The organism is Brevundimonas viscosa (assembly GCF_900116065.1).
Lineage (GTDB): Bacteria > Pseudomonadota > Alphaproteobacteria > Caulobacterales > Caulobacteraceae > Brevundimonas > Brevundimonas viscosa.
The window spans coordinates 82,240-107,482 of record NZ_FOZV01000002.1; the positions used below are offsets into that span (position 1 = coordinate 82,240).

Sequence of the window (25,243 nt, forward strand, 5' to 3'; positions counted from 1 at the left end):
CTCACCCGCCTTCCGAACCGGGAGCCCTGAAATGCTCGCCCAGGAACTGATCAAGCACACGGCCCGCCTTCGCTGGGTGGACCGCGACGGCCGGGAGCATGCCGAGCGCCACGCCGCGTGGACCGCCGCCGAAGCCACGCGCATGGCCTACCGCCGGGCCAAGTCGATGCGGCTGTCGGGTGAGGCCGCGGCCTTCCGCATCGAGCATCACGAGCGGGTCATGGCCGAGGGCTGCGTCCTCGAGGCGGCGAACGACGACTTCGCCATTCCAGACTTCGGGGGCGCGGCGTGACCCTCACGAACCCCGCCAAGCTGGCCGACGGCGAGAAGATCGCCGCGCCCGGCGTCTACGACCTGTCGATGGCGCAGTACCACGGCGACTGCTGCGCGGCGCCGTCGATCTCGTCGTCTGGCCTCCGGACCATCTGGAGCCAGTCTCCGGCCCACTACTGGTACGCCAGCCCCTACAACCCGCATCCGCCGGAGCCCGAGGAGCGGCCACACTTCTCCATCGGCCGGGCCGCGCACCACCTCCTGTACCTGGGCCGGAAGGGCTTCGATGCGGAGTTCGTTGTCCGGCCGTCGGAGTGGAAGGACTGGCGGACGAGGGCCGCTCAGGAATGGCGCGCCGAGCAGATCAAGGCCGGCAAGACCATCATTACCGATGGCGAGCTGGAGAACATCACCGGCATGGCCCGGTCGCTCGGCGCCCATCCGCTGGTGAAGGCCGGGATCCTCGACGGCGCCGTCGAGCGCTCGCTGATCTGGCGCGACCCGTCCGGTGCCTGGCTGAAGAGCCGACCAGACAACATCCCGACCGGCTCCGGGCTCTACGCCGACCTGAAGACTGCCGACAGCGTGTCGGACGAGGCCCTCGAACGGTCGCTGGCCAGCTACGGCTACCACATGCAGGCCGCGCTGGTCGGCATGGCTTCGGAGGCCGTCCTCGGCCGCCAGATGGAGGAGTTCGCCTTCGTCTGGGTCGAGAAGAGCCCGCCCCACTGCGTCCGCGTCACCGTCCTGACCGGCGAAGATCTGGAGCGCGGGCGGATGCAGCTGCGCCGGTCGATCGACACCTTCGCCCGCTGCGTCGCCACCGGCGAGTGGCCTGGCCCGGGCGGCGGCAGAACCGATGCCGAATACCTCCAGCTTCCCCCGTGGGCCGCTAAGCGCATCGACATGGCGCTCGAGGTCGCGGCGGCGGAGGCGAACGACAACGCGGCTGAGAGGGGGCGGGCAGCATGACAGCCCTTGCCTGGTCTCCGGCGCCCAAGCCGAGCGACTATCGGTTTATCGATCTGTCGGGCCACCAGTACGTCGGCCTCACCGTCGAGGCTTTCGCCGGCCGGGACAGCCGGGGACGCCACGTCTGGCGCTGCCGGTGTGAGTGCGGCGCCACCACGCACGCCCGGGCAGACCACATTCGGTCTGGTCGCATCATGTCCTGCGGCTGCCGTCGCGACGCTGGCATCGGCGCGCGGCGCCGCTCGCATGGCCTCACCGGCAGTCCCGAGCATCGATCATGGAAGGGGCTGCGGGCAAGGTGCCTGTCGCCCACGAACCCGAAGTACCCCGAGTACGGCGGGCGCGGCATCAAGGTCTGTCCTCGCTGGGACAGCTTCGCGGCGTTCCTCGCGGACATGGGCCCGAAGCCAAGCCCCGAACACTCCATCGACCGGATCGACAACGACGGCGACTACGAGCCGGCGAACTGCCGATGGGCGACCCCGACAACCCAAGCCAACAACCGGCGTCCGCGCCGAAGGAAAGACAAATGACCGAGCAAACCGCCGTCGTGAACCTGGAGCGCCAACCGCGGTCCGTTCTGGTCGACATGTCCACCCGGTACGGCATGGAGCCGGCCGCCTTCGAGGCGACCGTTCGGGCCACCGTCTGCAAGGGCCAGGTCTCCCGCGAGGAGTTCGCCGCCTTCCTGCTGGTGGCGAAAGAGTACCGCCTGAACCCGCTGACGAAGGAGATCTACGCCTTCCCGGCCAAGGGCGGTGGCATCCAGCCCATCGTGTCGATCGACGGATGGGCCCGGATCATCAACGAGCGGCCGGAGCTGGACGGCATCGAGTTCGACGACATGATCGTCGACGGCGAGCTCTTCGCGGTGACCTGCAAAATCCATCGCAAGGACCGCTCGATGCCGGTCTGCGTCACCGAGTACCTGTCGGAATGCAAGCGCGCCACCGATGTCTGGAAGCAGTGGCCGGCGCGGATGCTCCGCCACAAGGCGCTGATCCAATGCGCGCGCTACGCCTTCGGCTTCTCCGGCATCGTCGATCCTGACGAGTTCGAACGGATGGAGAGCGTCCGCGACGTCACCCCGCGCCGCGGCCCTGATCTGGCGGCCCGGCTGGCTGCGCCGGCGGACGATCACCCGGCCGAGGGGTTCACGGCTGTGAACAGCGAGCCGGCCGAACACGCCAGCCCCCTCGGCGACGACGACATCCCGACCTTCGACGCCGAGGAAGTCGGGGCCAGCGAAGGGCAGGGGGCTGAGGCTCCGGCCGGGGATGACGACGGCTTCCCGGGGGATCGGTGATGGCGGGCGGTGCCTCAGCCATTCTCGATCTCGTGCCGGAGCATGTCTGTCGCCTGTTTCAGGCTTCCAAGCGCCAACGAGAAGTAGTGGAGGTGACTCAAAATCCGGTCGTTCGCATCCTTGCGACCCGCGGTATCGGCCATTTCTTCAAGCGCCGTTCGCAGGCCGAAGATCGCCGAGTGAGCAGCCATGACTGCCTCGACCCCCCGCACCGGCAGATCGCCAGTCTGCACGGCCTGTGCTTGTTGCTCCATAAGGGTAAAGCCAGCGTCGAGCATCGCCCTCGCGTAGCGGGCGATCAGCGCCGGCTCCCTGCGTTCGGCGATGTCCGCCAGGCGTTGGGCCTGACCCGCCATCGCCGCATGGATGTTGTAGAAGACCGCCCAACCGGCCATCTGCCGAGCCAGCTTCTCCTTCTTGGCTTCGCGGCGAGCCTCCCACCACTGGAAGGCCGTTACGGCGACAGCGACGAACGAACCGGCGGCCTGAAGCCACGCGGGAAGATCAGCTGGGGCCGGCCAAGAAACGCCCGCAATCCGCGCGAGGGCAACAAGCCAGGCCCCGCACAGTCCAGCACAAATCCAATCCGCCCGGGTCATCTCGCGAAGACTGCACGGCACAGCTTCGGCGTCCAGAGGTCAGCGGCATGATCCAGAAGCGCCGCCCCCTGACCCGCGCCGAATTCGGCCAGCTGATGGTCGACCAGGGTGGCCGCTGCGCCTGCCCCTGCCGGGAGAAGCTGCAGCCGCTCGGCGAGGGCGTGATTGACGAACACAGGATCCCGCTCGCCCTAGGCGGCTCCAACGACCTGTCGAACCGCGAGCTCTGGCGGAAGCCCTGCGCCGCGGCGAAGACGGCCGGCCGGGATGCACCGGCGATCGCCAAGGCCAAGCGACAGGGCGGCGAGACCGGCCAGCGCGCCCGGCGTGAGAAGCGCGGCGGCGGCTCTATCAAATCCAGGGCCTTCGGCTCTGTCTCCCGAGGCTTCGACGGGAAGGTGAAGCTGACGAAGCGGGCTCAACGGGAAGCCAAGGCCAACGACGACGCCCCCGGTGGGGAAGGGAGGGCGGTCGGATGATCGCGGCGCTCTATGTCGAGACTGGCGGCTGCTACTATGGCCTACCCGAGGTCGACCCGTGGGACGTGGTGCGCGACGCTCGACGCTATGCCGGCCCACACCCCGTTGTGGCGCATCCGCCGTGCGACCGCTGGTGCCAACTCGCGCCGGTCAACGAGGCTCGCTACGGCCACAAGGTTGGTGATGACGGGGGCTGCTTCGCCGCGGCCCTCGACGCAGTGCGAACTTGGGGCGGCGTCCTCGAGCACCCGGCGCTTACGTTCGCGTGGTCAGCACACGGCATTCCGCGCCCGCTGGCCTCTGGCTGGATCCGCACCCCCTGCGGGGGCTGGACCGCTCAGGTCGCGCAGCGCCAGTACGGCCACCGCGCCCGGAAATGGACTTGGCTCTACGCCTTCGGCTTGATCCCGCCCGATCTGCGCTGGGGACCGGGGCCGGTCCCGGAAGTCTGGATCAGCGCCGACCGGCCGCGGTCAGAGCTGGCAGCTCGGGGCATCTCACAGATGCAGTCGAAGGAGGCCAAGGCGACGCCGCCGGAGTTCCGCGACCTGCTGCTCTCGATCGCCCGCGACGTTCCGAGCCGGAGGGCCGCCGCATGACCTCCGACCGCCTCTTCATCGCCGCGGCCCATCGGTTCGCCGCTCAGGCATGGGCCGCATCCGATAGCGAGCCGCATCGGAGATTTGCCCCGGTTCTGGAAGCCTGGGCCGCCAATGCCGAGCGCCGGGCGATGCTTGACCAGCCCGATCTATTCCAGGAGCAGACCAATGGATGACGACCTGAAAGCGGTAGTTGGGCGGGTGCGCGACTGCTTGGACGACGCCACCGAGGCCAGCGTTGCGGTCGATACGGGCGACCTCCGCACCCTCCTCTCTGCCCTCCGCCAGAGGGATGAAGCGCGCACGCCCTACGAGGTTGGCGACCCGCTCGCCTACGACATAGGCAATGGACACACGCTCCGCTGCACCTATCGCGGCGACTGCGAGGGCTGGCCGATGGTGACGTTCGATGCGGACCCGTCGTCCGAATCTCCGATTCACGTCCGCCCGTCCCGCCTCAAGCGCCGCGCCATCCTTACCGGGAGCGAAAGCAATGCCCGCTGACACCCCCTCGTTCTACGTCGCCAGCCGCGCGAGCGTCCCTGAGCGATCCGCCATGTGGCGCAAGCTGCGGGACGGCGGCGTCAACATCACCTCGACATGGATCGACGAGGCCGGAGAGGGCGCGTCCGCCTGCCTGGTCGATCTGTGGCGGCGCATCGCCTACGAGGTCGAGAAGGCCGACTTTCTGATCCTCTACGTCGAACCTGACGACTTCCCGCTCAAGGGCGCGCTGATCGAGGTCGGCATGGCGCTCGGCCACGGCAAGCGCGTTCTCGTGGTCGCCCCCGATGTGAAGCTGGAACCGCGCTCGCTTCGACCTCTCGGCTCGTGGGCGATGCACCCGCTCGTGACCTTCCACGGCTCGATGCGCCACGCCCTCGACCATGCCTACACGATGAGCCGCAGGAGCGCAGCATGACCACGCCGACAACGCCCGCTGACAGCCCTCGCGAACTGCCGATGCCGCCCTATCGCTTTCAGGATGGGGCCGGACAGAGCATATCTGGCAGACACGCCCTTTCCGCCTCCCCTGCACGGGGAGAGGGGGAGCCGGAGCGGATGTTGTGCAACATCTGCAAGCGGCCGGTGAACGCCGGGCATCCGTCCGAATGGTGCACCTGCCACCCCTACATGGCTCCCGCCGGAACGCACGCTGCACGGGGAGAGGGGGATGCTCCGTTCACCGCCGACGATCTGGCGAACGAAATCCGCCGGGTCGATGGCAACCACTCGCTCGGGGCCGGCGCGCTCGCAGAGGCGCTGATGCCGTTCCTGTCCCGCCCCTCCCCCGGAGAGGGGGATGCCGACCGTCTCATGCAGGATTTCTACCTGAGCGCGGACTACGACCCGAAAGCCGCCCGTCCGGCGGACACCGTGAAGGCCGCGATAGCCTTCGCCCTTCGCACCCACCCCACCCCCGCCACCCCGGCAGGAGATGAGATGCTGGAGTCCGACGCGGCCTTTGCGCTTCGCCACGCCCTCGACCGGCTTCAGCAGGTGGAGCGCCATCGCAATGGCGAGGCTCCGCTTCCCGCCGTGATCGGCGCTATCGGCATGGTAGAGAAAGCCCTCGCCGCCCTCCAGCCCCAAGCAGAAGGAGGGGGAGGCCATGGCCGCGGCGAACGATAACGGCTTCAAGCTCGCCTACACGCCGGCGGAGGCCGCCCAGGCGACGGGCCTCGGTAAGACGACCATCTACGAGCTGATGAAGAACGGCCGGCTGAAGCGGGTGAAAATCGGCCGCAGTACGGTTATCCCCAGGTCCTCTCTGCTGGCCCTGCTTGGTGAAGAGGCCGACGCCGCTTAGGGCGCATTTTAGGGCGGAAGGGCCGGCCGCCCGCCAAAGGCACGCCCTGCGGCAGGGGTCGGCGCCCTCCGTCTCCGCCAGACCCTCCCCGTCATTGCGCCGAGCCCGCGTCGCCGCCGCCGCGCGGCGTCGGCTGGGGGAACGGCGGGACATGGCTACGGTCGAACCAAAACGGGGTTCGCGGCTTCTGATGCCGTAGTCCGAGGAACCACGCGATGTCCCCCGAACCCGGCCCGTCCCCTCTGTCCCTGTCCCGCTCGCGGTTGAAGCTCCTCGTCGCCGGTCCGCTGGCGGCGGTCGCCGTTCTCGGACTCGGGGCTGCGGGCGTCGCGCGCCTCCCGGGTGGAGGCGGCGCCCCTGCCGCTGGCGAGGGATTGCGGATCGAGGTCGTCCAACCACCGGCTCCGGCGGTCGATCCCGGATCGCGCATGGATGTCGGCGAGCTGGTGGACGGCTACAGGCACGTAAGCCTGCGCCGACCGGAGCCGGATGACTCCTTCGGTGAGTTCTACGCCGAGGCCTGGCTGGAGCCCCTGCCGCCGCTGCCCGAGCCGCCGCGCTTGCGTCGCGAGGCCAGCGGCGAGCCCCGGATGGTCGAACTCAGGCCGACCGCCCGGCAGCCGGCGCTGGACGAGCGGCCGGGGCCGGAGAACCCCTACGGGTTCGACGCGCCGACCCCGGACTATCATGCGGAACGCCGCGCCCGCCGCGAGCGCATGGCGCGCCTTGAGATGGAACGGGCCGAGGTCCGTTCCCATCGCGAGAACAGGGGCGTGTGGCGGCCGGTGCCGTCCTACGGCCCTCCGCCGCGGCTGGAGCGGGACACCGCCTTCTACTGACGGTGGACGGGGCGGCCCCGCGCCGCGCGAACTTGACCCCGCGTGATCTTGGCAGCGGTCCTTACGCGGTCTAGGTCGAAGCCTTCATCGTCTTCAGGGAGAGACGCCATGGCCGACCTGGCCTCCGTCACCGAACACATCCGCGGCGCCGTCGGCGACAATTCCGGTCTGGGCAAGACCGTGAAAATCGATCTGGGCGATACCGGCAAGATCTTCATCGACGGGGCCTCGGTCCCGAACACCGTGACCAACGAGGACAAGCCCGCAGACGCCACGGTGTCGATCTCGTGGGACGACTTCATGGCCCTGTCGGAAGGCCGGCTGGACCCCATGATGGCCTTCATGCAGGGTAAGCTGAAGATCGCCGGCGACATGATGATCGCCCAGAAGCTGGCCCCGCTGCTGAAGCGCTGAGCTTGAGCTGAGGCAAGGATCACAACGGCGCGGCGTCCCAGGATGCCGCGCCGTTTCTCTTTCCGCACAGGACCGCACCATGGATTTCCGTCACAGCGACCGCGCCCTTGAATGGCAGGACCGCCTGCGCCGCTTCATGGACGAGCGCGTGCTGCCGCGCTCGGCCGAGTACTGGGCCCAGGTGCGCGAGGATCACACCCGCCAGCCGCCGGTCATGGAGGAGATGAAGGGTGAGGCCCGCGCGGCCGGCCTGTGGAACATGTTCCTGCCCGGCGAGCACGGCGCCGGTCTGACCAACCTCGAGTACGCGCCGCTGGCCGAGATCATGGGCCGGGCGCTGTGGTCGGCCGAGGTGTTCAACTGCAACGCGCCGGACACCGGAAACATGGAGGTGCTGCACCTCTACGGCGACGAGTTGCAGAAGCGCCGCTGGCTGGAGCCGCTGATGGCCGGCGAGATCCGCTCGGCCTTCCTGATGACCGAGCCGGAGGTGGCCTCGTCCGACGCCACCAACATCCGCACCCGCATCGAACGCGACGGCGACCACTATGTGGTCAATGGCCGCAAGTGGTGGTCCACCAACATGGGTCACCCCAACGTCGCGGTGAGCATCGTGATGGGCAAGACCGACCCCGACGCCTCGGTGCACACACAGCAGTCGATGATCGTCGTACCCGTCGACACGCCCGGTTTCCGGGTCGAGCGGATGCTGTCGGTGTTCGGCTATGACGAGCGCCCGGTGGGGCATGCCGAAGTGGTGCTGGAGAACGTCCGGGTGCCGGCGGAGAACCTGATCGCCGGCGAGGGGCGGGGCTTCGAGATCGCCCAGGGCCGGCTGGGGCCGGGGCGGATCCACCACTGCATGCGCACTATCGGCGCCGCCGAGCGGGCGCTGGAGTTGATGGTCGAGCGGCTGCTGTCGCGCACGGCCTTCCGCAAGACCATCGCCGAGCATTCGGTGTGGGAACAGCGCGTCGGTGAAGCCCGCACCAATATCGAGATGTGCCGCCTGCTGGTGCTGAAGGCGGCGTGGATGATGGACGAGGTCGGCGCGAAGAACGCCAAGTCCGAGATCGCCCAGATCAAGGTCGCGGCCCCCCGTATGGCCCTTCAGGTCATCGACGACGCCATCCAGGCCTTCGGCGGCGCCGGTGTTTCGGCCGACACGCCGCTGGCGGAGATGTACGCCATGGTGCGCACCCTGCGCATCGCAGACGGGCCCGACGAGGTGCACAACCGGACCATCGCCCGGCTCGAGTACGCGAAGCAGGGCGGACGCCGCTGAAGCCTTCGCCATTGCGCCGCCGTGCGCGCGGTCCATATGCGGTCGATGGCGATGCGAGGTGAGCGGTCGGGACGCAAGTCCGACCCGATGGCGAAGGCGGCGGCGGCGGGAGCCGTCGAACGGAGCGCGGGGCCGCCAACCCTGCAGGCGCTGATCGACCTCGCGCGGCTGGTCGCCCGTTCGGGAGCCCCGCAGCTTGGCCCGCGTCTCGCCGCCGCCGTGACCATGACCCTGGGGGGCAAGGCCCTCAACGTGCTTGCGCCCCTGGTCCTGGGCGCGGCCGTCAATCATCTGGCGGTAGGGCAGGGGGCGGGCGTGGCCTTCGCCCTCGGGTTCGCCGCCTTTGCGGGGGGCTGGGCCTTTGTCCGGCTTCTGGCGGCGGTGGCGCCCAACGCCTCCGACGTGGTCTTCGCGCCGGTGCGGGCGGCGGCGCAACGCAGGGCGGCGGCCGAGACCTTCGCCCACGCACTCGGCCTGTCGCTGGATTTCCACCAGACCAAGCGGTCGGGCGCTCTCTCGCGGACCATGGACCGGGGCTCCCGGGCGGTGGACTTCCTCCTGCGAATCCTCGCCTTCAACCTCGTGCCGACCGGTGTCGAACTGGTGCTGGCGGCGGGGGTGCTGGCCGGGAAGTACGACTGGCGCTTCGGCGCGCTGGCGGTCACTGTGGTGGCGATCTACGCCGTCTCGACCTTCGCCCTGTCGAACTGGCGGATCGAACACCGGCGCGAGATGAACACGGCCGACACCCAGGCCGCCGGGGTCTCGGTCGACGCCCTGCTCAACTACGAGACGGTGAAGTCGTTCGGCGCCGAGGGGCGGGCGGCGCGCGCTTACGATGCAGCCTTGGGCGACTACACGCGCGCGGCCCTGAAGGCGAACAGCTCGCTGGCCCTGCTGAACGTCGTCCAGGCCACGATCATGAACGTCGGGCTCGGCGTCATGGCGGTGATGGCCGGCTTCGAGGCGGCGGCGGGCCGGATGGGACCCGGCGACGTGACGGCGGCGGTGCTGATCATGATCTCGCTCTACGCACCGCTGAACATCCTCGGCTTCGCCTACCGGGAAATCCGCCAGTCCTTCATCGACATGGAGGAGATGCTCAAGGTGACGCGGCAGACCCCGCAGGTGGCGGACGCGCCCGGCGCGGGGCCGCTGGTCCGCGCGGGCGGCATGCAGGGCGCGGCGCTTGCGTTCGAGGACGTCGGCTTCCGCCACGACGCGCGCGCCAGCGGGCTGGAGGACGTCAGCTTCGTCGCGGCCGCCGGCACGACCACGGCTCTGGTCGGTCCGTCGGGGTCGGGCAAGTCGACCATCGTCAAGCTGGCGCTGCGCCTGCTCGATCCTCAGGAGGGGCGGGTGCTGATCGATGGTCAGGACGTGCGCTCGGTGACCCAGGAATCCTTGCGGGCGGCGGTGGCGCTGGTGCCGCAGGACGTGGCCCTGTTCAACGACACCTTGCGGGCCAACATCGGGTTCGCCCGGCCCGAGGCGGGCGAGGCGGCGATCTGGGCCGCCGCCGAGGCGGCGGAGCTCGCCGGCTTCATAGGCGATCTGCCTCAGGGGCTGGACACCGTCGTCGGCGAGCGCGGCCTGAAGTTGTCGGGCGGGGAGCGCCAGCGCGTCGGCATCGCCCGCGCCCTGCTGGCCGACCCGTGCATCCTGATCCTCGACGAGGCGACCAGCGCGCTCGACAGCCGGACCGAGGCGGCGATCCAGAAGACCCTGCGCAAGGCGCGGGCGGGCCGCACGACCCTGGTCGTGGCCCACCGGCTGTCGACCATCGCCGACGCCGATCAGATCCTGGTGCTGAAGGCGGGACGCATCGTTGAGCGTGGCGCCCACCACGAGCTGGTGGCGCGGCAGGGCGGTGAGTACGCGGCGCTATGGCGCAAGCAGACGCGCGGGGCGCGGGGTCTGATCCAGCCGGCCTGAGCCGGCGCCGCCTCAGGCGGCGCGGCCGATGGCGTAGAAGCGCTCGGCGCGGGCCTTGCGAATCTCGTCCGCCGACAGGCGCGACATAGCTTCCAGCTCCTCGGCGAGCACGTCGCCCACCTGCACCACGGCCGCCGCGCGATCGGCGTGGGCGCCGCCGACCGGCTCGGGGATGATCCGGTCGACGATGCCGAGCTCGACCAGATCCGGGGCGGTGATCTTCATGGCCATGGCCGCGTCCCTAGCCCTGGCGCCGTCGCGCCAGAGGATGCCGGCGGCGCCTTCGGGAGAGATGACCGAATAGATCGAGTGCTCCAGCATCAGCACGCGACCGGCGGCGGCGATGGCGATGGCCCCGCCCGAGCCGCCCTCGCCGGTGATGGTGGCGATTGAGGGCACGCCGAGAGTCAGGCAGCGCTCGGTGGAGCGGGCGATGGCCTCGGCCTGGCCGCGCTCCTCGGCGCCGAGGCCGGGATAGGCGCCGGCGGTGTCGACGAAGCTGAGCACCGGGAGGCCGTACTGCTCGGCCATGTCCATCAGCCGGACCGCCTTGCGATAGCCCTCGGGCCGCGCCATCCCGAAATTGTGGGTCAGTCGTGTCTGGGTGTCGTGGCCCTTCTCGTGGCCCATGACCACCATCGGCCGGCCGCGGAAGCGGGCGAGACCGCCGAGGATGGCCTGGTCGTCGCCAAACTGCCGGTCCCCCTTCAGCTCGACGAAGTCGGTGAACAGGCCTTCGACGTAGTCGACGAAGTGCGGCCGCTGCGGATGGCGCGCGACTTGGGTCTTCATCCATGGATCGAGGCTGGCGTAGGTCTTCTTCCGCAGCTGCTCCGCCTTCTTGCGAAGGCCCTCGATCTCGGCGTCGAACGAGCCTGCGGACGAGGAGAGCAGCGACAGCTCCTCGATCTTGGCTTCCAGCTCGGCGATCGGCTTTTCGAAATCGAGGTAGTGCGTGGCCATCAAGGCGTCCGGTCAGGTCGCGCCGCGGCGGCGCATCGGAAGGCGGCGGAACCTAGTCAGGTCAACGCCGGGGGGCAAGCGGCGGTTCAGCCGTCGCGGGCGAGCGGATGCTTGTCGCGCACCGTCTGCGTCAGCCGGTCGACCGCCACATGGGTGTAGATTTGGGTGGTGCCGATGTCGGCATGACCCAGCAGGGTCTGCACGACGCGCAGGTCCGCGCCGCCCTCCAGCAGGTGGGTGGCGAAGGCGTGGCGCAGCACGTGCGGGCTGACGCGGGCGGGATCGATCCCGGCGTCGATCGCCGCCTGGTCGAGCAACTGGGCGAAGCGGCGCGGCGTCAGATGGTTGCGGCCGGCGGGAGAGGGGAACAGCCAGGGGCCGTCCGGCGTCTCGGGCTTGCGCGTGGCGTCGCGGGCGGTGAGCCAGGCCCTCGTCGCCTCGCGCGCCGAGGCGTTCAGCGGGGCCAGCCGCTCCTTGCCGCCCTTGCCACGCACGATCAGATAGGCCGGGTCCCGTCGCACCGCCTCGACCTTGAGGGCCAGCAGTTCGGACACTCTCAGGCCCGAGGCGTAGGCGAGCTCGACGAGGGCGACAAGCCGCAGGCCAGCGGCGCCGTCGCGGGCGGCCGCAGCGACGAGCAGGCGCTCGATCTCGTCGCGCGACAGGGATTTCGGCAGGGCGCGGCCCTGCTTCGGGGCGTCGAGCCGGCGGGACGGGTCGTCGGCCCGCCAGCCCTCGCCGAGGGCGAAGCGATAGAACTGGCGGACGGCGGCCCGTCGGCGGGCCTGGGTGGCAGGCGACAGTCCGCGCGCGCCGAGGCCGGCGTACCAGGCCTCGACGGCTTGTTCATCCGCCGACATCAGGCCGCCGACTACGCCCGCCTCCGCATCCGCCAGGTCACGGCCGTAGGCGGCGAGGGTGTGCGGCGAGGCGGCGCGTTCGACCGCCATCATCTCGAGAAAGGCCTCGATCTGGGGCGTGCTCATCACGCGGCGCGCTTTGCCGACGCGCGGCTTCGTGTAGAGGGTGGCGGAGCCATGCCTGCGAACGACCTCGAACCGATTCCCGTCCAGGAGCGCACCATAGCCCTGGTCGGGCTGATGGGGGTGGGCAAAACGACGGTCGGACGCCGGCTGGCGCGGCGGCTGGGCCTTCCGTTCGCGGACGGCGACGTCGAGATCGAGGCCGCTGCGGCCATGACGGTGTCCGATATCTTCGCGCGCTACGGGGAGAGCGAGTTCCGGGCCGGCGAGGCGCGGGTGATGCGCCGGCTGCTGGAAGGGCCGCGCAAGGTGGTCGCCACCGGCGGCGGGGCCATGCTGAACCCGGAAACCCGGGCGCTTATGAAGGCGCGGGCGGTGACCGTCTGGATGCGGGCCGACCTGTCGATCGTCGCCCAGCGGGTGCAGCGACGGGACACCCGGCCGCTGCTGCGCGGACGGGATCCGCTGGAGGCGCTGGGCCAGCTGGCGGAGGCGCGTTACCCCGTCTACGCAGGGGCCGACCTGGTGGTCGACGTCACCGGCGGCGCACACGCCGAGGCGGTGGAAGCCATCATGCGGGCGCTCGAGGCGCATGGAGTCCTGGAGAGCCGCCCGTGAGCATCCCAATCCCTGTCTCCGGCGCGGGCTTCCAGCCGTATGAGGTGATCGTCGGTCGTGGCCTGCTGGCCTCGCTCGGCAGCCGGATCGCGCCGCTGGCGCGCGGACGGGCGGCGGTGGTCACCGACGAGACCGTGGCGGCGCTCCACGGGCCCTCGGCGCTGTCGGCGCTGGAGGCGGCGGGCCTGCGGGCGCGGCTGCTGACGGTTCCGCCGGGGGAGGGCTCGAAGTCTTTCGCCGAACTGGAGCGGGTGCTCGACCGGCTGGCCGCCTTCGGCCTCGACCGAACCGATCTGGTGATCGCGCTCGGCGGCGGCGTGGTCGGGGACCTCGCCGGGCTCGCGGCGGCGCTCTACATGCGCGGCATCGACTTCGTCCAGGTCCCCACCACCCTGCTGGCGCAGGTCGACTCCTCCGTCGGGGGCAAGACGGCGATCGACACGCCGCGGGGCAAGAACCTCGTCGGGGCCTTCCACCAGCCGCGGCTGGTGGTCGCCGACATCGACCTGCTGTCGACCCTGCCCGAACGGCAGGTGCGCTCCGGCTGGGCGGAGGTGCTGAAGCACGGGCTGATCTGCGACGCAGCCTTCTTCGACTGGCTGGCCGGGGAGGGCGCCGCCGGGGCGTCGGGAGACCCTGCGGCGCTGGAGCGCGCGGTGGTGCGGTCGGTGCAGATCAAGAGCGCCATCGTCGGCGAGGACGAGAAGGAGGCCGGGCGGCGCGCCCTGCTCAACCTCGGCCACACCTTCGGCCACGCCCTGGAGGCCGAACTGGACTTCGACGAGACCCGGCTGACCCACGGCGAGGCGGTGGCTCTCGGATGCGTGTTGGCCTTCCGGTACTCGGCCGCGGAGGGTTTCTGTCCGACCGGCGACGCCGAGCGGGTCGTCGGGGCGGTCGCCGCTGCGGGGTTGCCCACCTCGCTCGACCAGGTCGGTTCGTTCGACGCCGACGCCCTGCTGAAGCGGATGGCGGGCGACAAGAAGGCCGAGGGAGGCCGGCTGACCCTCGTGCTGGCGCGGGGGATCGGCGAGGCCTTCGTCCAGAAGGGCGTCGACCGGAAGACGGTCGGCGGCTTCCTGCGCGCGGAGGGGGCGGCATGACCCGGATGGCGCTGAGCGCGGCGGTGCTGGAGGACCGCTTCGTGCGGCTGGAGCCCTTCTCGGAAGCCCTGCGCGAGGAGGTGCGCGCGGCGCTGGATTGCGACCCGGAGGCCTGGGAGATCATGGTCGGTGCCGCCTGGGGTCCGCATTTCGACGGCTGGTGGGCGTCGGCGATGGCGGCGATGGCGAGCGTGAGCCGAATACCGTGGGCGGTGCGGGAGAAGGCGAGCGGGCGGGTCGTCGGCACGACCAGCCTGTACGAGATAAAGCCCGACTATCGCCGGTGCGAGATCGGCTCGACCTTCTACCGGCCGGAGGCGCGCGGCGGGCCGGTGAACCCGGCGTGCAAGCGGCTTCTGCTGGGCCACGCTTTCGACGCCGGAGCGGTGCGGGTCGAGATCATCACCGACGCGATCAATCCCGGCAGCCAGGCGGCGATCCGCAAGCTGGGCGCCCGGGACGAGGGGGTGCTGCGCAAGCACAAGATCACCTGGACCGGTCGGATCCGGGATACGGCCCAGTTCGCCATTCTCGACGAGGACTGGCCTGAGGTGCGCGCGCGGCTCGAGGCGCGGCTGGTCAGTTACATCTAGTTTGATCCGGGTAAAAAGAGGGGGCGTGGCACGAATTCGGGGCGCCAAACCTGCCAACCCTGCCAACCCTCAGCGCACAAGCAGCGGAGACTGAGGTGCAAGGCGTAAACCGAGGGTAGGGGGACGCGCCAGATCATCGGAAATCCGGATGTCGCGGGTTCACGATGCCAAAGACCACGCGGAGAGGTGGGCGCCGAACAGCGTTGTGCAAGAGGGGGGGGAATATTCCTCGCCAGACGTCTCAGTCCACGGCGCGGCATTCCGTAGGCTCCCGCCCATCGGCGGTCCAGGTGGCCATCGCGCCGACGCCGCGGAGTTCGTAGCCCGAGGCCCGGTACCAGATGCCGTCGGCGGCGCGCTCCTGGTACAGGTCGACCGCCTTGCCGCTGGAGTCGCGCACGGTCGCCATCTGTCGCGGATTGTCGAAGTCGACCGACAGGCGCTCGCTGTTGTTGCAGAGATAGACGGTGCGGATGACGCGATTCATCACCCGGCTCTGGATCTCCGCGCCGGTGCGGCGTCGCGCCGTCTGCGCCTGTTCGGCGCGTTCGCGCACGGCGTCGCCGTCGGTCGGCGCCTCGTCGGGTGTCGGACCGCATCCGGTCAGGACGCCAAGGCCAAGGACGCAGACGAGGAACGCGCGCATGAAACAAGCCTTGCCGTTGGAACCGGCCGATCAACGCGCCGTGGCGGGGGCCGTTCCTTTGCGCCGGGCGCGGAAGAAGTCGCGCAGCAAGGTCGCTGCCTCGGGCGCCAGGACGCCCCCCTCCGCCGCCGGGCGCCAGTGGCAGGTCGGCTGTTCGAAGAAGCGGGGCCCGTGCGCGACCGCCCCGCCCTTGGCGTCGTCGGCGCCCCAGACCACGCGTCCGATGCGGGCGTGGCTGATCGCCCCCGCGCACATGGCGCAGGGCTCCAGCGTCACATAGAGGGTCAGGCCGGTGAGCCGGTAGTTGCCCAGCTTCGCCGCGGCGGCGCGCAGGGCGGCGATCTCGGCGTGGGCCGTCGGATCGTGGGCACCGATGGGGTGGTTGCGGCCCGTGGCGACGACGGTTCCGTCGCTCTCGTCGACGATCACGCAGCCGACGGGCGTCTCGCCCTCGTTCGCCGCCGCTTGCGCTTGGTCCAGCGCCATGCGCATGAACCGCTCATCATGGTCCGCCATCCGAACGACAACGACAAGAAGCCCCGCCCGCGTCAAGACGACCGCAAGCCCGGGCCCCGCAAACCCTTCGCCAAGGACGGCGCGAAAGGCCCGCCGAAGGGCGGCAAGCCCGGCGGGAAACCCGCCGCCGTCCCGGCCGAGCCGAAGCGCACCGAGCGCATAGCCAAGGCGATGGCCCGGGCCGGCATAGCCTCGCGGCGCGAGGTCGAGCGGCTGATCGGCCTGGGCAAGGTGGCGGTCAACGGCAAGATCCTCGACACGCCGGCGACGCTGGTCACGCGCGACGACGTCATCACGGTCGACGGCAAGGCGATCGGCGCGGCCCAGGCGACGCGGGTGTGGCGCTATCACAAGCCGTCCGGCCTGGTGACCTCGCACGGCGACCCGCAGGGCCGGCCGACGGTGTTCGACGCCCTGCCCAGCAGCCTGCCGCGGGTGATCTCGGTCGGGCGGCTGGACCTAAACACCGAGGGGCTGCTGCTCCTGACCAACGACGGCGAGCTGAGCCGGGCGCTGGAGCTGCCGGCGACCGAGCTGGTGCGCCAGTACCGGGCCCGAGCGCGCGGCCGGGTGACCCAGGCGCAGCTGGACACGCTGAAGGACGGGGTGACCGTCGACGGCGTGCGCTACGGCCCGGTCGAGGCGACGCTGGACAAGGCGAAGCCGACCGCGGAGGGCGAGAAGGCGTCGGCCAACCTGTGGATCAGCGTCTCGATCACCGAGGGCAAGAACCGCGAGGTCCGGAAGGTGCTGGAGCACCTCGGCCTGACCGTGAACCGGCTGATCCGCCTCGCCTACGGCCCGTTCCAGCTGGGCACGCTGCCGGTGGGAATGGTGGAGGAGGTCGGGCCGCGGGTGATCCGCGAGATGCTGGGCCAGTACATCCGCCCGGAGAACCTGCCGACCGGCAACACGGTGGAGACGCCGGCGCCGATCCCGGGACGCCGCACCTCGGCGCCGATCGTCAAGGGCCGCTCGGGCTCGGCCATGTCCGACCCGTCGCGCAAGCCGAGCCGGGTGCGCGCCGCCGAGGCCGCGGCCTCTGAAGGCGGCGACACCGGTCGCCGGGCGCCGAAGGGGGAGGGCTGGGCCAAGGCCAGGCCGAAGTTCGAGCACCCGAAGAAGGGCTTCAAGCCACGGGCGCGGCCGGAGGCGGCGGCAGGCGAGCGGGCCGAGCGGCCCAAGCGGGCCTTCAAGCCGCGCGAGGACCAGTTCATCGACACGCCGCGCGGCGCCGGCGGCCCGCGCAAGGGCGGCGGCGGCGGCAAGGCCGGCTACGGCGCCCGGCCAGGCGGCAAGGGCGGGGCGGCGCGGTCCGGCCCCGGCAGACCCCCTGCCAGGCCGGGCGGATCAGGGCGCGGGCCGCGGTGACAGATCGGGCCTCGCGCTTCCGGCGCGATTGGCCAGGCGTTCGATGAAGACGATCGTGATCAGGGCGACGAGGCCCTCCGGGGCGAGGTCGATCCACGCCGAGTCCTGGCTGAGGGCGGCTTCCGACAGCGGGGCCCAGAACAGGCCGATGAACAGGTTGCTGGCAAGGTGCGCCCCGATGGCGAACTCGAGCCCGCCGAGTCTCAACGCCGCCCAGGTCCAGACGCCGCCCGAGACGGCCCGGGCGACGAAAGCGACCGGATCGGGATCGAGATGGATGGCCGAGAACAGCAGGCCGTTCACGACGCACAGGGCGATCGGCGCCCGGGTGATCAGACCGGTCAGCCGCAACAGCACGCCGCGAAACACGACCTCTTCCGCAGCCGCCGCGGCAAGCAGACCGGCGGTGATCGCCAGCACATAGGTCAGCCGCGTCGGCCCGGCGTAGTGCGGGTCGAGGATCGGAGGGTTCCACTCGCTGCCCATCAGCAGATGGAGCGGCACGGTGATGACGCCGACGCCGGCCATCACCAGAACGCCGACGCCGAACTGCGTCACGTCGAAGCGCCGGCGCGGCCAAAGGAAGGCTGAGAGCGGCTGACGCCAGGCCAGGGCGGCCGCCCCCGCGATGGCGACAGCCGGACCGGCGAGCAGGAGGCCGAGCACGAGGGCGAAGGTTCCTTCTTCGGCGAGCCTCAATGGTCCGTCTGGAAGGGTTCCTTCCGGAATCCGATCCGCCAGTCCGGGGAAGGCCGCGAAGCCGACCCCCAGGATCAGGAAGGTGATCGCCAGCAGCAGGGTTCCGAAGAGGAGGAAGCGCGCCAACTGCCGCCACGGCTGCTCTCCGCCCATGGTCGCGGTCAGGCTGGAGCGGGCGGCGGCGGCGTGCGCGGCGACGAAAGCGGGCGAAACCAAGCGCTGCATGAACCGAGCGTTGCATTCGTCCCCGGTTCCGGTCCAGAGGCAGGTCATGAGAATCGTCGCCGGAAGCCTGAAGGGGCGGAGCATCGTCGCGCCGGAGGGGCAGGGCACCCGCCCGACCTCGGACCGGGCGCGGCAGGCCGTGTTCAACGTGCTGGAGCATGCGTCGTGGGCCGAGCCGCTGGACGGGGCGCGCGTGCTGGACCTGTACGCCGGCTCGGGGGCGCTGGGCTTCGAGGCGATCAGCCGGGGCGCGGCCTTCGCCCTGTTCGTCGAGACCGACGACGCGGCGCGCGGGGCGATCCGCGAGAACGCCGACGCCTGGGGCCTGATGGGGCGGACGCGGGTGCACCGGCGCAGCGCGACCGATCTGGGCGTGCGCCCGGGCTCGGCCGGCGAGGCCTTCGACCTGGCCTTCCTCGATCCGCCCTACGGCAAGGGACTGGGCGAGCAGACCCTGGCGCGGCTGCTGGAGGGGACCTGGCTGAAGCCGGGCGCGATCGTGGTGTTCGAACGCGGCTCGGACGAGCCGGAGATCGAGACGCCGGGCTACGAGCGGCTGGACGCGCGCGACTACGGGGCGGCGCGGGTGCTGTTCCTGAGGGCGGCGGCGCCGGCCTGAAGCGGTCTGGCGCAGGCGGCGGTTCCGGGGCAGGCTGAGGGCATGACCCAGCTCGATCGCCGCGCCTTCCTCGCCGCCGCCGGAGCCTCGGCGGCGGTTCCGTTCGCCGCCTGCGCGCAGACGCCGGCCGCCAGCTGGTCGGCCCGCTCGACGCTGCCGTGGGCCATGCAGGAGGTCTACTGCGCCGTCTCGGGCGGGCGGATCGTCGTCGCCGGCGGCTTGCGCCGGGCCGGGGGCGTGACGGAGATCGAGGACCGCACCGGCGTCTATGACCCGGCCGCCGACCGCTGGAGCGAGGGCCCGCGGCTGCCGGCCCCAAGGCACCATCCGATGATCGTGGCCGACGCGGCGGGCCGGGTGTTCGCCCTGGGCGGCTACGGCCGCTCCGACGCCGGCGAGTGGACCTCGATGACCGAGGTCTGGGCCCTGGACGGCGGGCGCTGGGTCGAGGCGGGGCGGCTGCCGGAGCCGCTGGCCGAGACCGTCGGGGCCGAACTGGGCGGGCGCATCCACCTGGCCACGGGCCGGTCGCCGGGGACCGCCAACGGCCAGTGGAACGACCAGGTCGACGTGGCGACGCACCGGATCTTCGACCCCGCCGCGGGCCGCTGGGAGACGGCGGCGCCCTGTCCGATGGCCCGTAACAGCGCCGCCGGGGCGGTGCTGGACGGGGCCCTGTGGATCGCCGGCGGGCGCACGGTGAACGGCGGCGGCACGGGACGGCTGGACCGCTACGACCCGGTCGCCGACCGGTGGGACACCCTGGCGCCGATCCCGGCCTCGCCGGCCACGGGTCAGCAGGTCGGCGGCGGCCTGGCCATGGCGGCGGCGGGGGGGCGGCTGGTCGCCTTCGGCGGCGAGTGGTTCGCGCAAGGGGCGGGTGCGGGGGGCGGCGGCGGGGTGTTCCCCGAGACCTGGATCTACGACCCGTCCGCGGACCGCTGGACGGCCGGGCCGGACATGCCGACGCCGCGGCACGGGCTGGCGGCGGCGGCGGTGGACGGGGTGGTCTACGCCTTGGCCGGCGGGGCCGTGGTCTCCGGCGGCCGGGCCACGGGCGTGGTCGAGGCGCTGCGGCTGTAGGCTACACCTCCAGTTCGGACAGGGCCGTCTCGTGCCGCCGCAGGCGGACGCGGCAGCGGCGGGCGTGGCGTTCCTGCAGGGCGACGGCGGCGAGGACGAAGACGAGGGCGAAGACGATCACCGGGTCGTCGACGGCGACCCCCTGGCTGATGGCAACCGCCGCCACGAACAGCAGGGCGGCGACGCCGACCGCCTGGCCGGCGCGGGCCCAGCGCAGGCCGGAGCGGGCCTGGCCGGCGGCGGCCCGCAGGGCCGCGGCGGGGGTGTCGGCGGCCTCGGGCGGCAGGCCCCGGCGGGCCCACAGGGTCATGGCCAGGGCGAAGCCGGCGAACAGGACGACGGCGACGGCCACGCCCGGCTCGCCGTTGCGCAGCGCGGCCCAGACGCCGATCAGGCCGGCCGCGATCGAGCCCAGGGCCTCGGCCAGGAAGTTGAGGCGGCCGAGCCGGGCGCGGCGGCGGACCGCGCGGGCGAGGCCGGGATCGACGGCCGGCCCGGGCTGCGGCGCGGTCCACACCTCGGCGAGAGCGTCCCAGTCGTCGCCGGTCTGCGGGGGGCGGGTCATCGCGAGGCCTCCGGGTTCATCAGCGCGCGCAGCTCGGCGCGGGCGCGGGTCAGGCGGATGGAGACGGCGTTGGCGTTGAGGCCCAACATCCCGGCGATCTCGGCCGGGCTGAAGCCCTCCAGCGTCAGGCTGGCCGGCTGACGCAGCGACAGGGGCAGGGCGCGCACGGCGGCGGCGAGGCGTTCGCGCAGGTCGTCGGCCTCCAGCCGGTCGTGCGGCGACGGGTCGGCGGAGGGCAGGGCCTCGTCCAGCGGGGCGCGGCGCGGCGCGGCGGCCTCGCGGGCCACGTGGGTGACGGCGCGGTTGTGGGCGACGCGGGCGAGGAAGGCCTTCACCGGCGCCTCGCCGCGGAAGCGGGGCAGGGCCTTCCACACCGCCAGCAGGATCTCCTGCTCCAGCTCGCGGCGCCGCTCGGGGTCGGCCTCGTAGCTGCCGGCGATGCGGCGCAGCATCGGGCCGTGCTCGGCCGCCAGCGCCTCGAAGGCCGCGTCCCTGTTCAAGCCCGTCCCCCTCATGGTCGGCGGGTGATCTTGCCGACGCGATGAAAGACTCGCGCGGAGGCGTGGACTTTCAAGTCCGACAGCGATTTTCGAGGGAGAGCCCGATGACCGTCGAGACCGAAACCCCCGCCGGGACTGGCATGCGCCGGAGCCGCAGGTTCCTGTGGACCCTCGCCGGGCTGGTCGCCGTGGTCGCCGTGTGCGGCTGGATCAGCCTGTTCGTCGGCCTGGGCCTCGGCGTCGGGCGCGAGACGCGGCTGATCCTCGCCGTGGTCGCCGCCGTCTCGAGCGAGGCGCTGTTCTGGATCGCCGCCGCGGCCCTGGGCGTGTCGGTGTTCGAGGCCCGCAAGCGCATCTGGCGGCGGATCACCGGCCGGGGCTGAGGCGGGCGGGGGCGAAATGTGCACTCCGGAAAAATTCGGGTGCACATCGTGCACATTTTCGGGCGGGGCCGGCGGAATGCGGCGCAGGGCCTCGCCCAGGCGCTCGTCCTCGCCGTCCCGCGCCCTGTACGGGTCGAGGAAGTGGGCGCAGATCTGCTCGGTCGTGCCCCGCTTGACGATCTCGGCGCCGACGGCGGCGCGGTCCTCGCACAGCTGGCGCCACAGCCGCCGCCAGCGGACGGCCTCCAGCGCCCGGCCCTCGTCCAGAGCCTGGATGAAGCGTCGGTAGGCGACGTCGATCTGCTCGTCGGCGTCGACATCCCGATAGATGGCCAGGGCCATGACCCCGGCGGCGGCGTCCGGCTGGTCGAGGCGTCGCCAGCCGAACTTGCGGGCCCGGCGGCGGAAGGCCGACAGGCCGAGGTCGTGGCGGCGGCAGACGCTCTCGGCGTCCATGCCGGCCAGATAGTCGTCGCGCGCCCGGGCCCAGACCTCGGCGTCGCGGATGCGATAGGGCGTGGTCATGGACGGGGAGTATGGGGGCGGGGTGCGTCAGAAGCGGTCGTAGGGGGCGGAATGTTTTCCTTCTCCCTGTGGGAGAAGGTGGCGCGCAGCGCCGGATGAGGGTCGGCCGGGACCGGCGGCGAAGTCGCCACGGGGCCGCTGCGGCGGCTGACGCCGACGGCGACAGGCGACCCTCACCCTTTCGGCTGGCGCATCGCTTCGCTCTGCGAGCCTCAAGCCCTCTCCCAACGGGAGAGGGAGGCCGCCAGCGCCCGCGCCGCCGCGGTGACCTCGGCCCAGGTGGCGTCGAAGCCGGCGGCGTCGCCGAACCACGGGTCGGCCACGGCCTGGCCCTCGCGGCCGGGGACGTGGTCGAGCAGCAGGCTGAGGTCGGCGAGCGCGTCGGCCGGGGCGAGGCGGCGCAGGTCGGCGAGGTTGTCGTGGTCGAGGGCGATCACATGGGTGAAGCGGCGGAAGTCGGCGCGCCGCACCTGCCGCGCCCGCAGGCCCGAGATGTCGACGCCGTACCGGGCCGCCACGGCGATCGCCCGCGCGTCCGGCGGCTCGCCGGCGTGCCAGTTCCCCGTGCCGGCGGAGTCGATGTGGAGGTCGAGCTTCAGCCGCGCCGCCTCGGCCCGCAGCGCGCCCTCGGCGAGGGGCGAGCGACAGATGTTGCCGAGGCAGACGAAGAGGATGGAGGGCATGGGGCGGGTCAGGCTTCTCGGTCAGCGGGCGTGAGGCGGCCCTGCCGGACGAGGTCCAGCATGGCCGAGCGGAGCGCTTCGTACAGGCCCTTGGGCAGGCGGCCGTAGGCCCAGCGCTCTCCGGGCATGGCCGGGACGATGCCCGGATCGTTCCACGAGACGGTGTTGGCCTCGTCAGCGACGATGTAGCCGCGTTCGTCGTCCAGCCCGAGGTGGCGGGCGACGCGTGGCGGGATGGCGAGGGCCGCGGCGCCGGGGCGGGGCGCGGCATGGGTGATCGGGGCGAGCAGGACATGGGTCTCGCCGGCCGGGCCGCGCGTGACGGCGGCGACGACCACGCAGGGGCGTTCCTTGGCCCCGGCGGCGTAGCCCCGGGCGCGCTCGTGCGACCACAGGAAGTCATAGCGGATCACCAGCCCGACCTGCGGCGCGGGCCGGTCCACGCGGTCAGTCGGTCAGGGCTTCGAGCGCCGGGTCGGCGGGGCCGTAGTCCGCCTCCGACAGGGCCTCGGCCCAGGCGTCGGGCAGGGCCTCGGTGCGATGCGCCTCGCGCGTGTCACGGGCCTTGAGCCGCTCGTACTCCGCGATGTCGATCAGTACGCGCGCCACGCGGCGGTGTTTGGTGATGAACACCGGGGCCTTGGCCGACCGCTCGATATAGAGCCCGGCGCGGGTCTGGAACTCGGTGGCGGAGACCGGGGCAGTGGGATCGGGGGCGGACATGATGGGGATATTAGCTAATATAGGGGGATTGGCAAGGGGTGGGGTGCGCCAGCGCGCCAGTTCCCCGTGCCGGCGGAGTCGATGTGGAGGTCGAGGTCACGGCGCGCCGCCTCGGCCCGCAGGGCGCCCTCGGCGAGGGGCGAGCGACAGATGTTGCCGAGGCAGACGAAGAGGATGGAGGGCGGCACCTAGGAGAAGCTCTCTGCCTTTCCACGAGCGACATCCTTTTCGTACGACTTCAGAAGGAGGTCCGTTAGCTCCTCGACCTGCTTCGGGCTCTTGAGCTCCGCCTTGTAGTCGAAGGTTGGTCCCTTCGCTTTAACTTCGTAGTTGAGGTCTATGACAAGGCTTCCAACGATGGCCTCGCACTTCTTGTAGAACGCATCGGCCTCCGGACCGGTGAGCGATGATGGGTTCCTCATGGCAGCGTGGGAGCTCTCGCTGAGCCGCAAAATCCGGGACAACACGGAAGCGAGAAAATATCGAGTTAGGGCGTAGTGAGCTAATGGCTTCACCTCAATGCCATCGATCTTCTTCTCGATAAGACGCATCAGTCGGATGACATGAATAACCCGAGCAGCATCGACTTCTTTCCTGCCGAATATCTCGGCGTACTTATCGTCGAATATCTTGTATACCTGATGGCATGACCATGGCTCCAGCAGATCTATCGCCAATAGAGCCCGACCGGACTCTTCATTCGAGATGACGATGCGGTCCTTAGGAGCGACTTCGCCTCTCTTTATCTCGAAGAAATATGTGTCGGAGAACTTCGACATCTCCTCTTGGAGTCGTGTCATAAGGGTGTGGCCAGAACGTAAATCTCTTGGCTTAATGGCATTCTGGTTATTGCTGTACTCAGTAATCTTTCTAGCGAGCTCATCATCTTTGAGAGCAATAACTCTTACCAATATTCTCAGGTCGTCAGTTAGCTTCGACTTTGAACCGTGAAAGGTCGTGATGCTTTGAGCTCCATTCACAACCGAATAGTTCGATATCTTAAGCTTGCCATCGGCAACTGTAGCGGACTCGCAAAGAAGGATCACGCCATTATGAAACAATGGGAAGTGCTTATGATCCGGCTTCCGCTCGATTGACTTCTTTATGGACTTGTTCACCGGCGTGTTGCCCAAGCTGTAACGCACATTCTTGGTGAACAGGCTTGTGTCCGCAATTCCGCCGAGCGCCACCAATTCTAGGGCGCGGGCGGGAAAGACGAACACTTCAGCTCCGTCCGTTGCAGACCCAATCACCATGGTCAGAGGGTCGACGTAGCTAAGGTCAAACTCAAACGTGCCCTGAACTCCTACGCCCTGATCGGCATCGATAAAGTTCTCCGCGATCCGATCGCGATCATAAATAATGAGCCGCGTCTCAACCTTCTCGTATGAGATGGAATCATCGTCGTGCTTTTCGTTTGTGACATAGACGGCGACGGGCCTGTAACCTTTCCCAACAAGGTCGGATATCTCCAAACGCGATAGAAGATTTTTAAGGCCCTGATTGGCGTTGCCTGCCAGTATAGCGTCAATCTTTTCCTTGCTGTCGAACTGTCCGACTGAAGCAACAAATGTTTTAGGATTAACATCACCGACAGTGCCGTTAGCCTTTTGTCGTACTTTGCACTGAAAGAAATGAATTTCCTCGTTGTTGTTGTCGACGTAAATGGCATCGATGCCTTTGTCGTTCTGCGAGTCGCAGATCGCGTCATCTGCAGCCACCGAGTCGAGACGGTATATGTTCTCTAAAAACCAGTTTAAGAATGTGACTGATTCACCCTTGCCCTTCACGAGCAGAGGAGAAATGATTTTCATCAGGTTGCTGTAGATAAGATCGTCGGATTGCATCTCATCCCCCTTAGTTAGGCTTGTTCTTACAATACTGCCTGGCATGGTCCGCACCGGCACGTGATCCATGTCAGGCAGGGTGATCGG

Annotated in this window: 34 protein-coding genes and 1 pseudogene; 21 read left to right on the top strand and 14 right to left on the bottom strand. The window is 70.1% G+C overall.

The genetic code is table 11. The annotated features are described in order from the left end of the window. Positions 1–31: 31 nt before the first annotated feature. Genes BM333_RS04580 through bet form a run of 4 tightly spaced genes read left to right on the top strand, consistent with a single transcriptional unit; the run spans position 32 to position 2,551 of the window. Complete coding sequence (locus BM333_RS04580; protein WP_092307839.1) at positions 32–292, top strand: hypothetical protein; 261 nt, start codon at positions 32–34, stop codon at positions 290–292. Then, positions 289–1,245: a PD-(D/E)XK nuclease-like domain-containing protein gene (locus BM333_RS04585; RefSeq protein WP_092307841.1), complete on the top strand. Its 957-nt coding sequence runs from the start codon at positions 289–291 to the stop codon at positions 1,243–1,245. Before BM333_RS04580 ends, BM333_RS04585 begins: the two co-directional genes overlap by 4 nt. Next, positions 1,242–1,778 (top strand): hypothetical protein, encoded by a 537-nt coding sequence (locus BM333_RS15620; RefSeq protein WP_143105769.1) that lies wholly within the window; start codon positions 1,242–1,244, stop codon positions 1,776–1,778. Before BM333_RS04585 ends, BM333_RS15620 begins: the two co-directional genes overlap by 4 nt. After that, the gene (gene bet / locus BM333_RS04590; protein WP_218151417.1) at positions 1,775–2,551 is read left to right on the top strand and encodes a phage recombination protein Bet; all 777 of its coding nucleotides are present in this window, start codon (positions 1,775–1,777) and stop codon (positions 2,549–2,551) included. The genes BM333_RS15620 and bet overlap by 4 nt, the downstream gene beginning before the upstream one ends. Positions 2,552–2,565: 14 nt before the next feature. Here bet and BM333_RS04595 read toward each other — a convergent pair whose 3' ends face one another. After that, positions 2,566–3,150, bottom strand: coding sequence for a hypothetical protein (locus BM333_RS04595; RefSeq protein ID WP_143105770.1), 585 nt, complete (start codon positions 3,148–3,150; stop codon positions 2,566–2,568). Positions 3,151–3,197: 47 nt separating this feature from the next. Here BM333_RS04595 and BM333_RS04600 point away from each other — a divergent pair, with 47 nt between their 5' ends. The 11 genes from BM333_RS04600 to BM333_RS04650 all read left to right on the top strand — a co-directional run bounded on the left by BM333_RS04600 (position 3,198) and on the right by BM333_RS04650 (position 10,511). Next, positions 3,198–3,629, top strand: a complete 432-nt coding sequence (locus BM333_RS04600) for a hypothetical protein (RefSeq protein WP_092307846.1) — start codon at positions 3,198–3,200, stop codon at positions 3,627–3,629. Further along, a complete protein-coding gene (locus BM333_RS04605) occupies positions 3,626–4,228 on the top strand; it encodes a hypothetical protein (protein ID WP_092307848.1) in 603 nt (200 codons plus the stop codon). Before BM333_RS04600 ends, BM333_RS04605 begins: the two co-directional genes overlap by 4 nt. Then, positions 4,225–4,404, top strand: coding sequence for a hypothetical protein (locus tag BM333_RS04610; RefSeq protein WP_092307851.1), 180 nt, complete (start codon positions 4,225–4,227; stop codon positions 4,402–4,404). The genes BM333_RS04605 and BM333_RS04610 overlap by 4 nt, the downstream gene beginning before the upstream one ends. Continuing rightward, a complete protein-coding gene (locus BM333_RS04615; RefSeq protein WP_092307852.1) occupies positions 4,397–4,732 on the top strand; it encodes a hypothetical protein in 336 nt (111 codons plus the stop codon). Before BM333_RS04610 ends, BM333_RS04615 begins: the two co-directional genes overlap by 8 nt. After that, complete coding sequence (locus BM333_RS04620) at positions 4,722–5,150, top strand: hypothetical protein (RefSeq protein ID WP_143105771.1); 429 nt, start codon at positions 4,722–4,724, stop codon at positions 5,148–5,150. The genes BM333_RS04615 and BM333_RS04620 overlap by 11 nt, the downstream gene beginning before the upstream one ends. Continuing rightward, positions 5,147–5,860 carry a hypothetical protein gene (locus tag BM333_RS04625; protein ID WP_143105772.1) on the top strand — a complete coding sequence of 238 codons (714 nt, stop codon included), beginning with the start codon at positions 5,147–5,149 and terminating at the stop codon, positions 5,858–5,860. The genes BM333_RS04620 and BM333_RS04625 overlap by 4 nt, the downstream gene beginning before the upstream one ends. Continuing rightward, complete coding sequence (locus BM333_RS04630; protein WP_092307858.1) at positions 5,841–6,038, top strand: helix-turn-helix domain-containing protein; 198 nt, start codon at positions 5,841–5,843, stop codon at positions 6,036–6,038. Before BM333_RS04625 ends, BM333_RS04630 begins: the two co-directional genes overlap by 20 nt. A gap of 215 nt (positions 6,039–6,253) precedes the next feature. Continuing rightward, a complete protein-coding gene (locus tag BM333_RS04635) occupies positions 6,254–6,877 on the top strand; it encodes a hypothetical protein (protein ID WP_143105773.1) in 624 nt (207 codons plus the stop codon). A gap of 108 nt (positions 6,878–6,985) precedes the next feature. Continuing rightward, entirely contained in the window at positions 6,986–7,291 is a 306-nt protein-coding gene (locus BM333_RS04640) for an SCP2 sterol-binding domain-containing protein (RefSeq protein WP_092307862.1), read from the top strand. 79 nt (positions 7,292–7,370) lie between these two features. Beyond that, entirely contained in the window at positions 7,371–8,576 is a 1,206-nt protein-coding gene (locus tag BM333_RS04645) for an acyl-CoA dehydrogenase family protein (protein ID WP_092307864.1), read from the top strand. Between the two features lie 51 nt (positions 8,577–8,627). After that, positions 8,628–10,511 (top strand): ABCB family ABC transporter ATP-binding protein/permease, encoded by a 1,884-nt coding sequence (locus BM333_RS04650; protein WP_092308516.1) that lies wholly within the window; start codon positions 8,628–8,630, stop codon positions 10,509–10,511. 12 nt (positions 10,512–10,523) lie between these two features. Here BM333_RS04650 and BM333_RS04655 read toward each other — a convergent pair whose 3' ends face one another. Both BM333_RS04655 and BM333_RS04660 read right to left on the bottom strand, forming a co-directional pair. Continuing rightward, complete coding sequence (locus BM333_RS04655; protein ID WP_092307866.1) at positions 10,524–11,474, bottom strand: acetyl-CoA carboxylase carboxyltransferase subunit alpha; 951 nt, start codon at positions 11,472–11,474, stop codon at positions 10,524–10,526. 86 nt (positions 11,475–11,560) lie between these two features. Beyond that, positions 11,561–12,460 (bottom strand): tyrosine recombinase, encoded by a 900-nt coding sequence (locus BM333_RS04660; RefSeq protein WP_092307868.1) that lies wholly within the window; start codon positions 12,458–12,460, stop codon positions 11,561–11,563. A 51-nt stretch (positions 12,461–12,511) separates the two neighbouring features. Between BM333_RS04660 and BM333_RS04665 the strand changes: the two genes are divergently transcribed. Genes BM333_RS04665 through BM333_RS04675 form a run of 3 tightly spaced genes read left to right on the top strand, consistent with a single transcriptional unit; the run spans position 12,512 to position 14,771 of the window. Then, complete coding sequence (locus tag BM333_RS04665) at positions 12,512–13,075, top strand: shikimate kinase (RefSeq protein ID WP_092307870.1); 564 nt, start codon at positions 12,512–12,514, stop codon at positions 13,073–13,075. Continuing rightward, positions 13,072–14,178 carry a 3-dehydroquinate synthase gene (aroB, locus tag BM333_RS04670; RefSeq protein WP_092307872.1) on the top strand — a complete coding sequence of 369 codons (1,107 nt, stop codon included), beginning with the start codon at positions 13,072–13,074 and terminating at the stop codon, positions 14,176–14,178. The genes BM333_RS04665 and aroB overlap by 4 nt, the downstream gene beginning before the upstream one ends. A gap of 5 nt (positions 14,179–14,183) precedes the next feature. Next, positions 14,184–14,771, top strand: a complete 588-nt coding sequence (locus BM333_RS04675) for a GNAT family N-acetyltransferase (protein WP_092308518.1) — start codon at positions 14,184–14,186, stop codon at positions 14,769–14,771. Positions 14,772–15,012: 241 nt separating this feature from the next. On the opposite strand, the gene BM333_RS04680 is transcribed toward BM333_RS04675, so the two are convergent. Next, positions 15,013–15,417, bottom strand: a complete 405-nt coding sequence (locus BM333_RS04680) for an MliC family protein (RefSeq protein ID WP_092307874.1) — start codon at positions 15,415–15,417, stop codon at positions 15,013–15,015. A 30-nt stretch (positions 15,418–15,447) separates the two neighbouring features. Beyond that, the gene (tadA, locus tag BM333_RS04685; RefSeq protein WP_245777148.1) at positions 15,448–15,933 is read right to left on the bottom strand and encodes a tRNA adenosine(34) deaminase TadA; all 486 of its coding nucleotides are present in this window, start codon (positions 15,931–15,933) and stop codon (positions 15,448–15,450) included. Between tadA and BM333_RS04690 the strand changes: the two genes are divergently transcribed. After that, positions 15,922–17,304, top strand: coding sequence for a pseudouridine synthase (locus BM333_RS04690; protein ID WP_092307878.1), 1,383 nt, complete (start codon positions 15,922–15,924; stop codon positions 17,302–17,304). The two genes, tadA and BM333_RS04690, sit on opposite strands and share 12 nt — an antisense overlap. On the opposite strand, the gene BM333_RS04695 is transcribed toward BM333_RS04690, so the two are convergent. Continuing rightward, positions 17,284–18,228 carry a CPBP family intramembrane glutamic endopeptidase gene (locus BM333_RS04695; protein WP_177221802.1) on the bottom strand — a complete coding sequence of 315 codons (945 nt, stop codon included), beginning with the start codon at positions 18,226–18,228 and terminating at the stop codon, positions 17,284–17,286. The two genes, BM333_RS04690 and BM333_RS04695, sit on opposite strands and share 21 nt — an antisense overlap. 46 nt (positions 18,229–18,274) lie before the next feature. On the opposite strand from BM333_RS04695, the gene rsmD reads away from it, so the two are divergent. Further along, entirely contained in the window at positions 18,275–18,847 is a 573-nt protein-coding gene (rsmD, locus tag BM333_RS04700) for a 16S rRNA (guanine(966)-N(2))-methyltransferase RsmD (protein ID WP_092307882.1), read from the top strand. A gap of 42 nt (positions 18,848–18,889) precedes the next feature. Then, positions 18,890–19,930, top strand: a complete 1,041-nt coding sequence (locus BM333_RS04705; RefSeq protein WP_092307884.1) for a Kelch repeat-containing protein — start codon at positions 18,890–18,892, stop codon at positions 19,928–19,930. A gap of 1 nt (position 19,931) precedes the next feature. On the opposite strand, the gene BM333_RS04710 is transcribed toward BM333_RS04705, so the two are convergent. The 8 genes and pseudogenes from BM333_RS04710 to BM333_RS04745 form a co-directional block, all read right to left on the bottom strand. Then, positions 19,932–20,495 carry a hypothetical protein gene (locus BM333_RS04710; protein WP_092307886.1) on the bottom strand — a complete coding sequence of 188 codons (564 nt, stop codon included), beginning with the start codon at positions 20,493–20,495 and terminating at the stop codon, positions 19,932–19,934. Beyond that, positions 20,492–20,995 (bottom strand): RNA polymerase sigma factor, encoded by a 504-nt coding sequence (locus BM333_RS04715; protein WP_218151418.1) that lies wholly within the window; start codon positions 20,993–20,995, stop codon positions 20,492–20,494. Before BM333_RS04715 ends, BM333_RS04710 begins: the two co-directional genes overlap by 4 nt. An 11-nt stretch (positions 20,996–21,006) precedes the next feature. Continuing rightward, positions 21,007–21,903, bottom strand: a complete 897-nt coding sequence (locus tag BM333_RS04720) for a hypothetical protein (RefSeq protein WP_092307890.1) — start codon at positions 21,901–21,903, stop codon at positions 21,007–21,009. A 212-nt stretch (positions 21,904–22,115) separates the two neighbouring features. After that, positions 22,116–22,586: a low molecular weight protein-tyrosine-phosphatase gene (locus tag BM333_RS04725; RefSeq protein ID WP_092307892.1), complete on the bottom strand. Its 471-nt coding sequence runs from the start codon at positions 22,584–22,586 to the stop codon at positions 22,116–22,118. Between the two features lie 8 nt (positions 22,587–22,594). Next, a complete protein-coding gene (locus BM333_RS04730) occupies positions 22,595–23,029 on the bottom strand; it encodes a hypothetical protein (RefSeq protein WP_092307894.1) in 435 nt (144 codons plus the stop codon). A 4-nt stretch (positions 23,030–23,033) separates the two neighbouring features. Beyond that, positions 23,034–23,309, bottom strand: coding sequence for a type II toxin-antitoxin system prevent-host-death family antitoxin (locus BM333_RS04735; RefSeq protein WP_092307896.1), 276 nt, complete (start codon positions 23,307–23,309; stop codon positions 23,034–23,036). 41 nt (positions 23,310–23,350) lie between these two features. Next, a pseudogene (locus BM333_RS04740) lies at positions 23,351–23,497 on the bottom strand (arsenate reductase/protein-tyrosine-phosphatase family protein); the annotation flags it as partial. Beyond that, the gene (locus BM333_RS04745; protein ID WP_177221803.1) at positions 23,498–25,156 is read right to left on the bottom strand and encodes an AIPR family protein; all 1,659 of its coding nucleotides are present in this window, start codon (positions 25,154–25,156) and stop codon (positions 23,498–23,500) included. It abuts the pseudogene before it with no gap. Between the last annotated feature and the right edge of the window lie 87 nt (positions 25,157–25,243).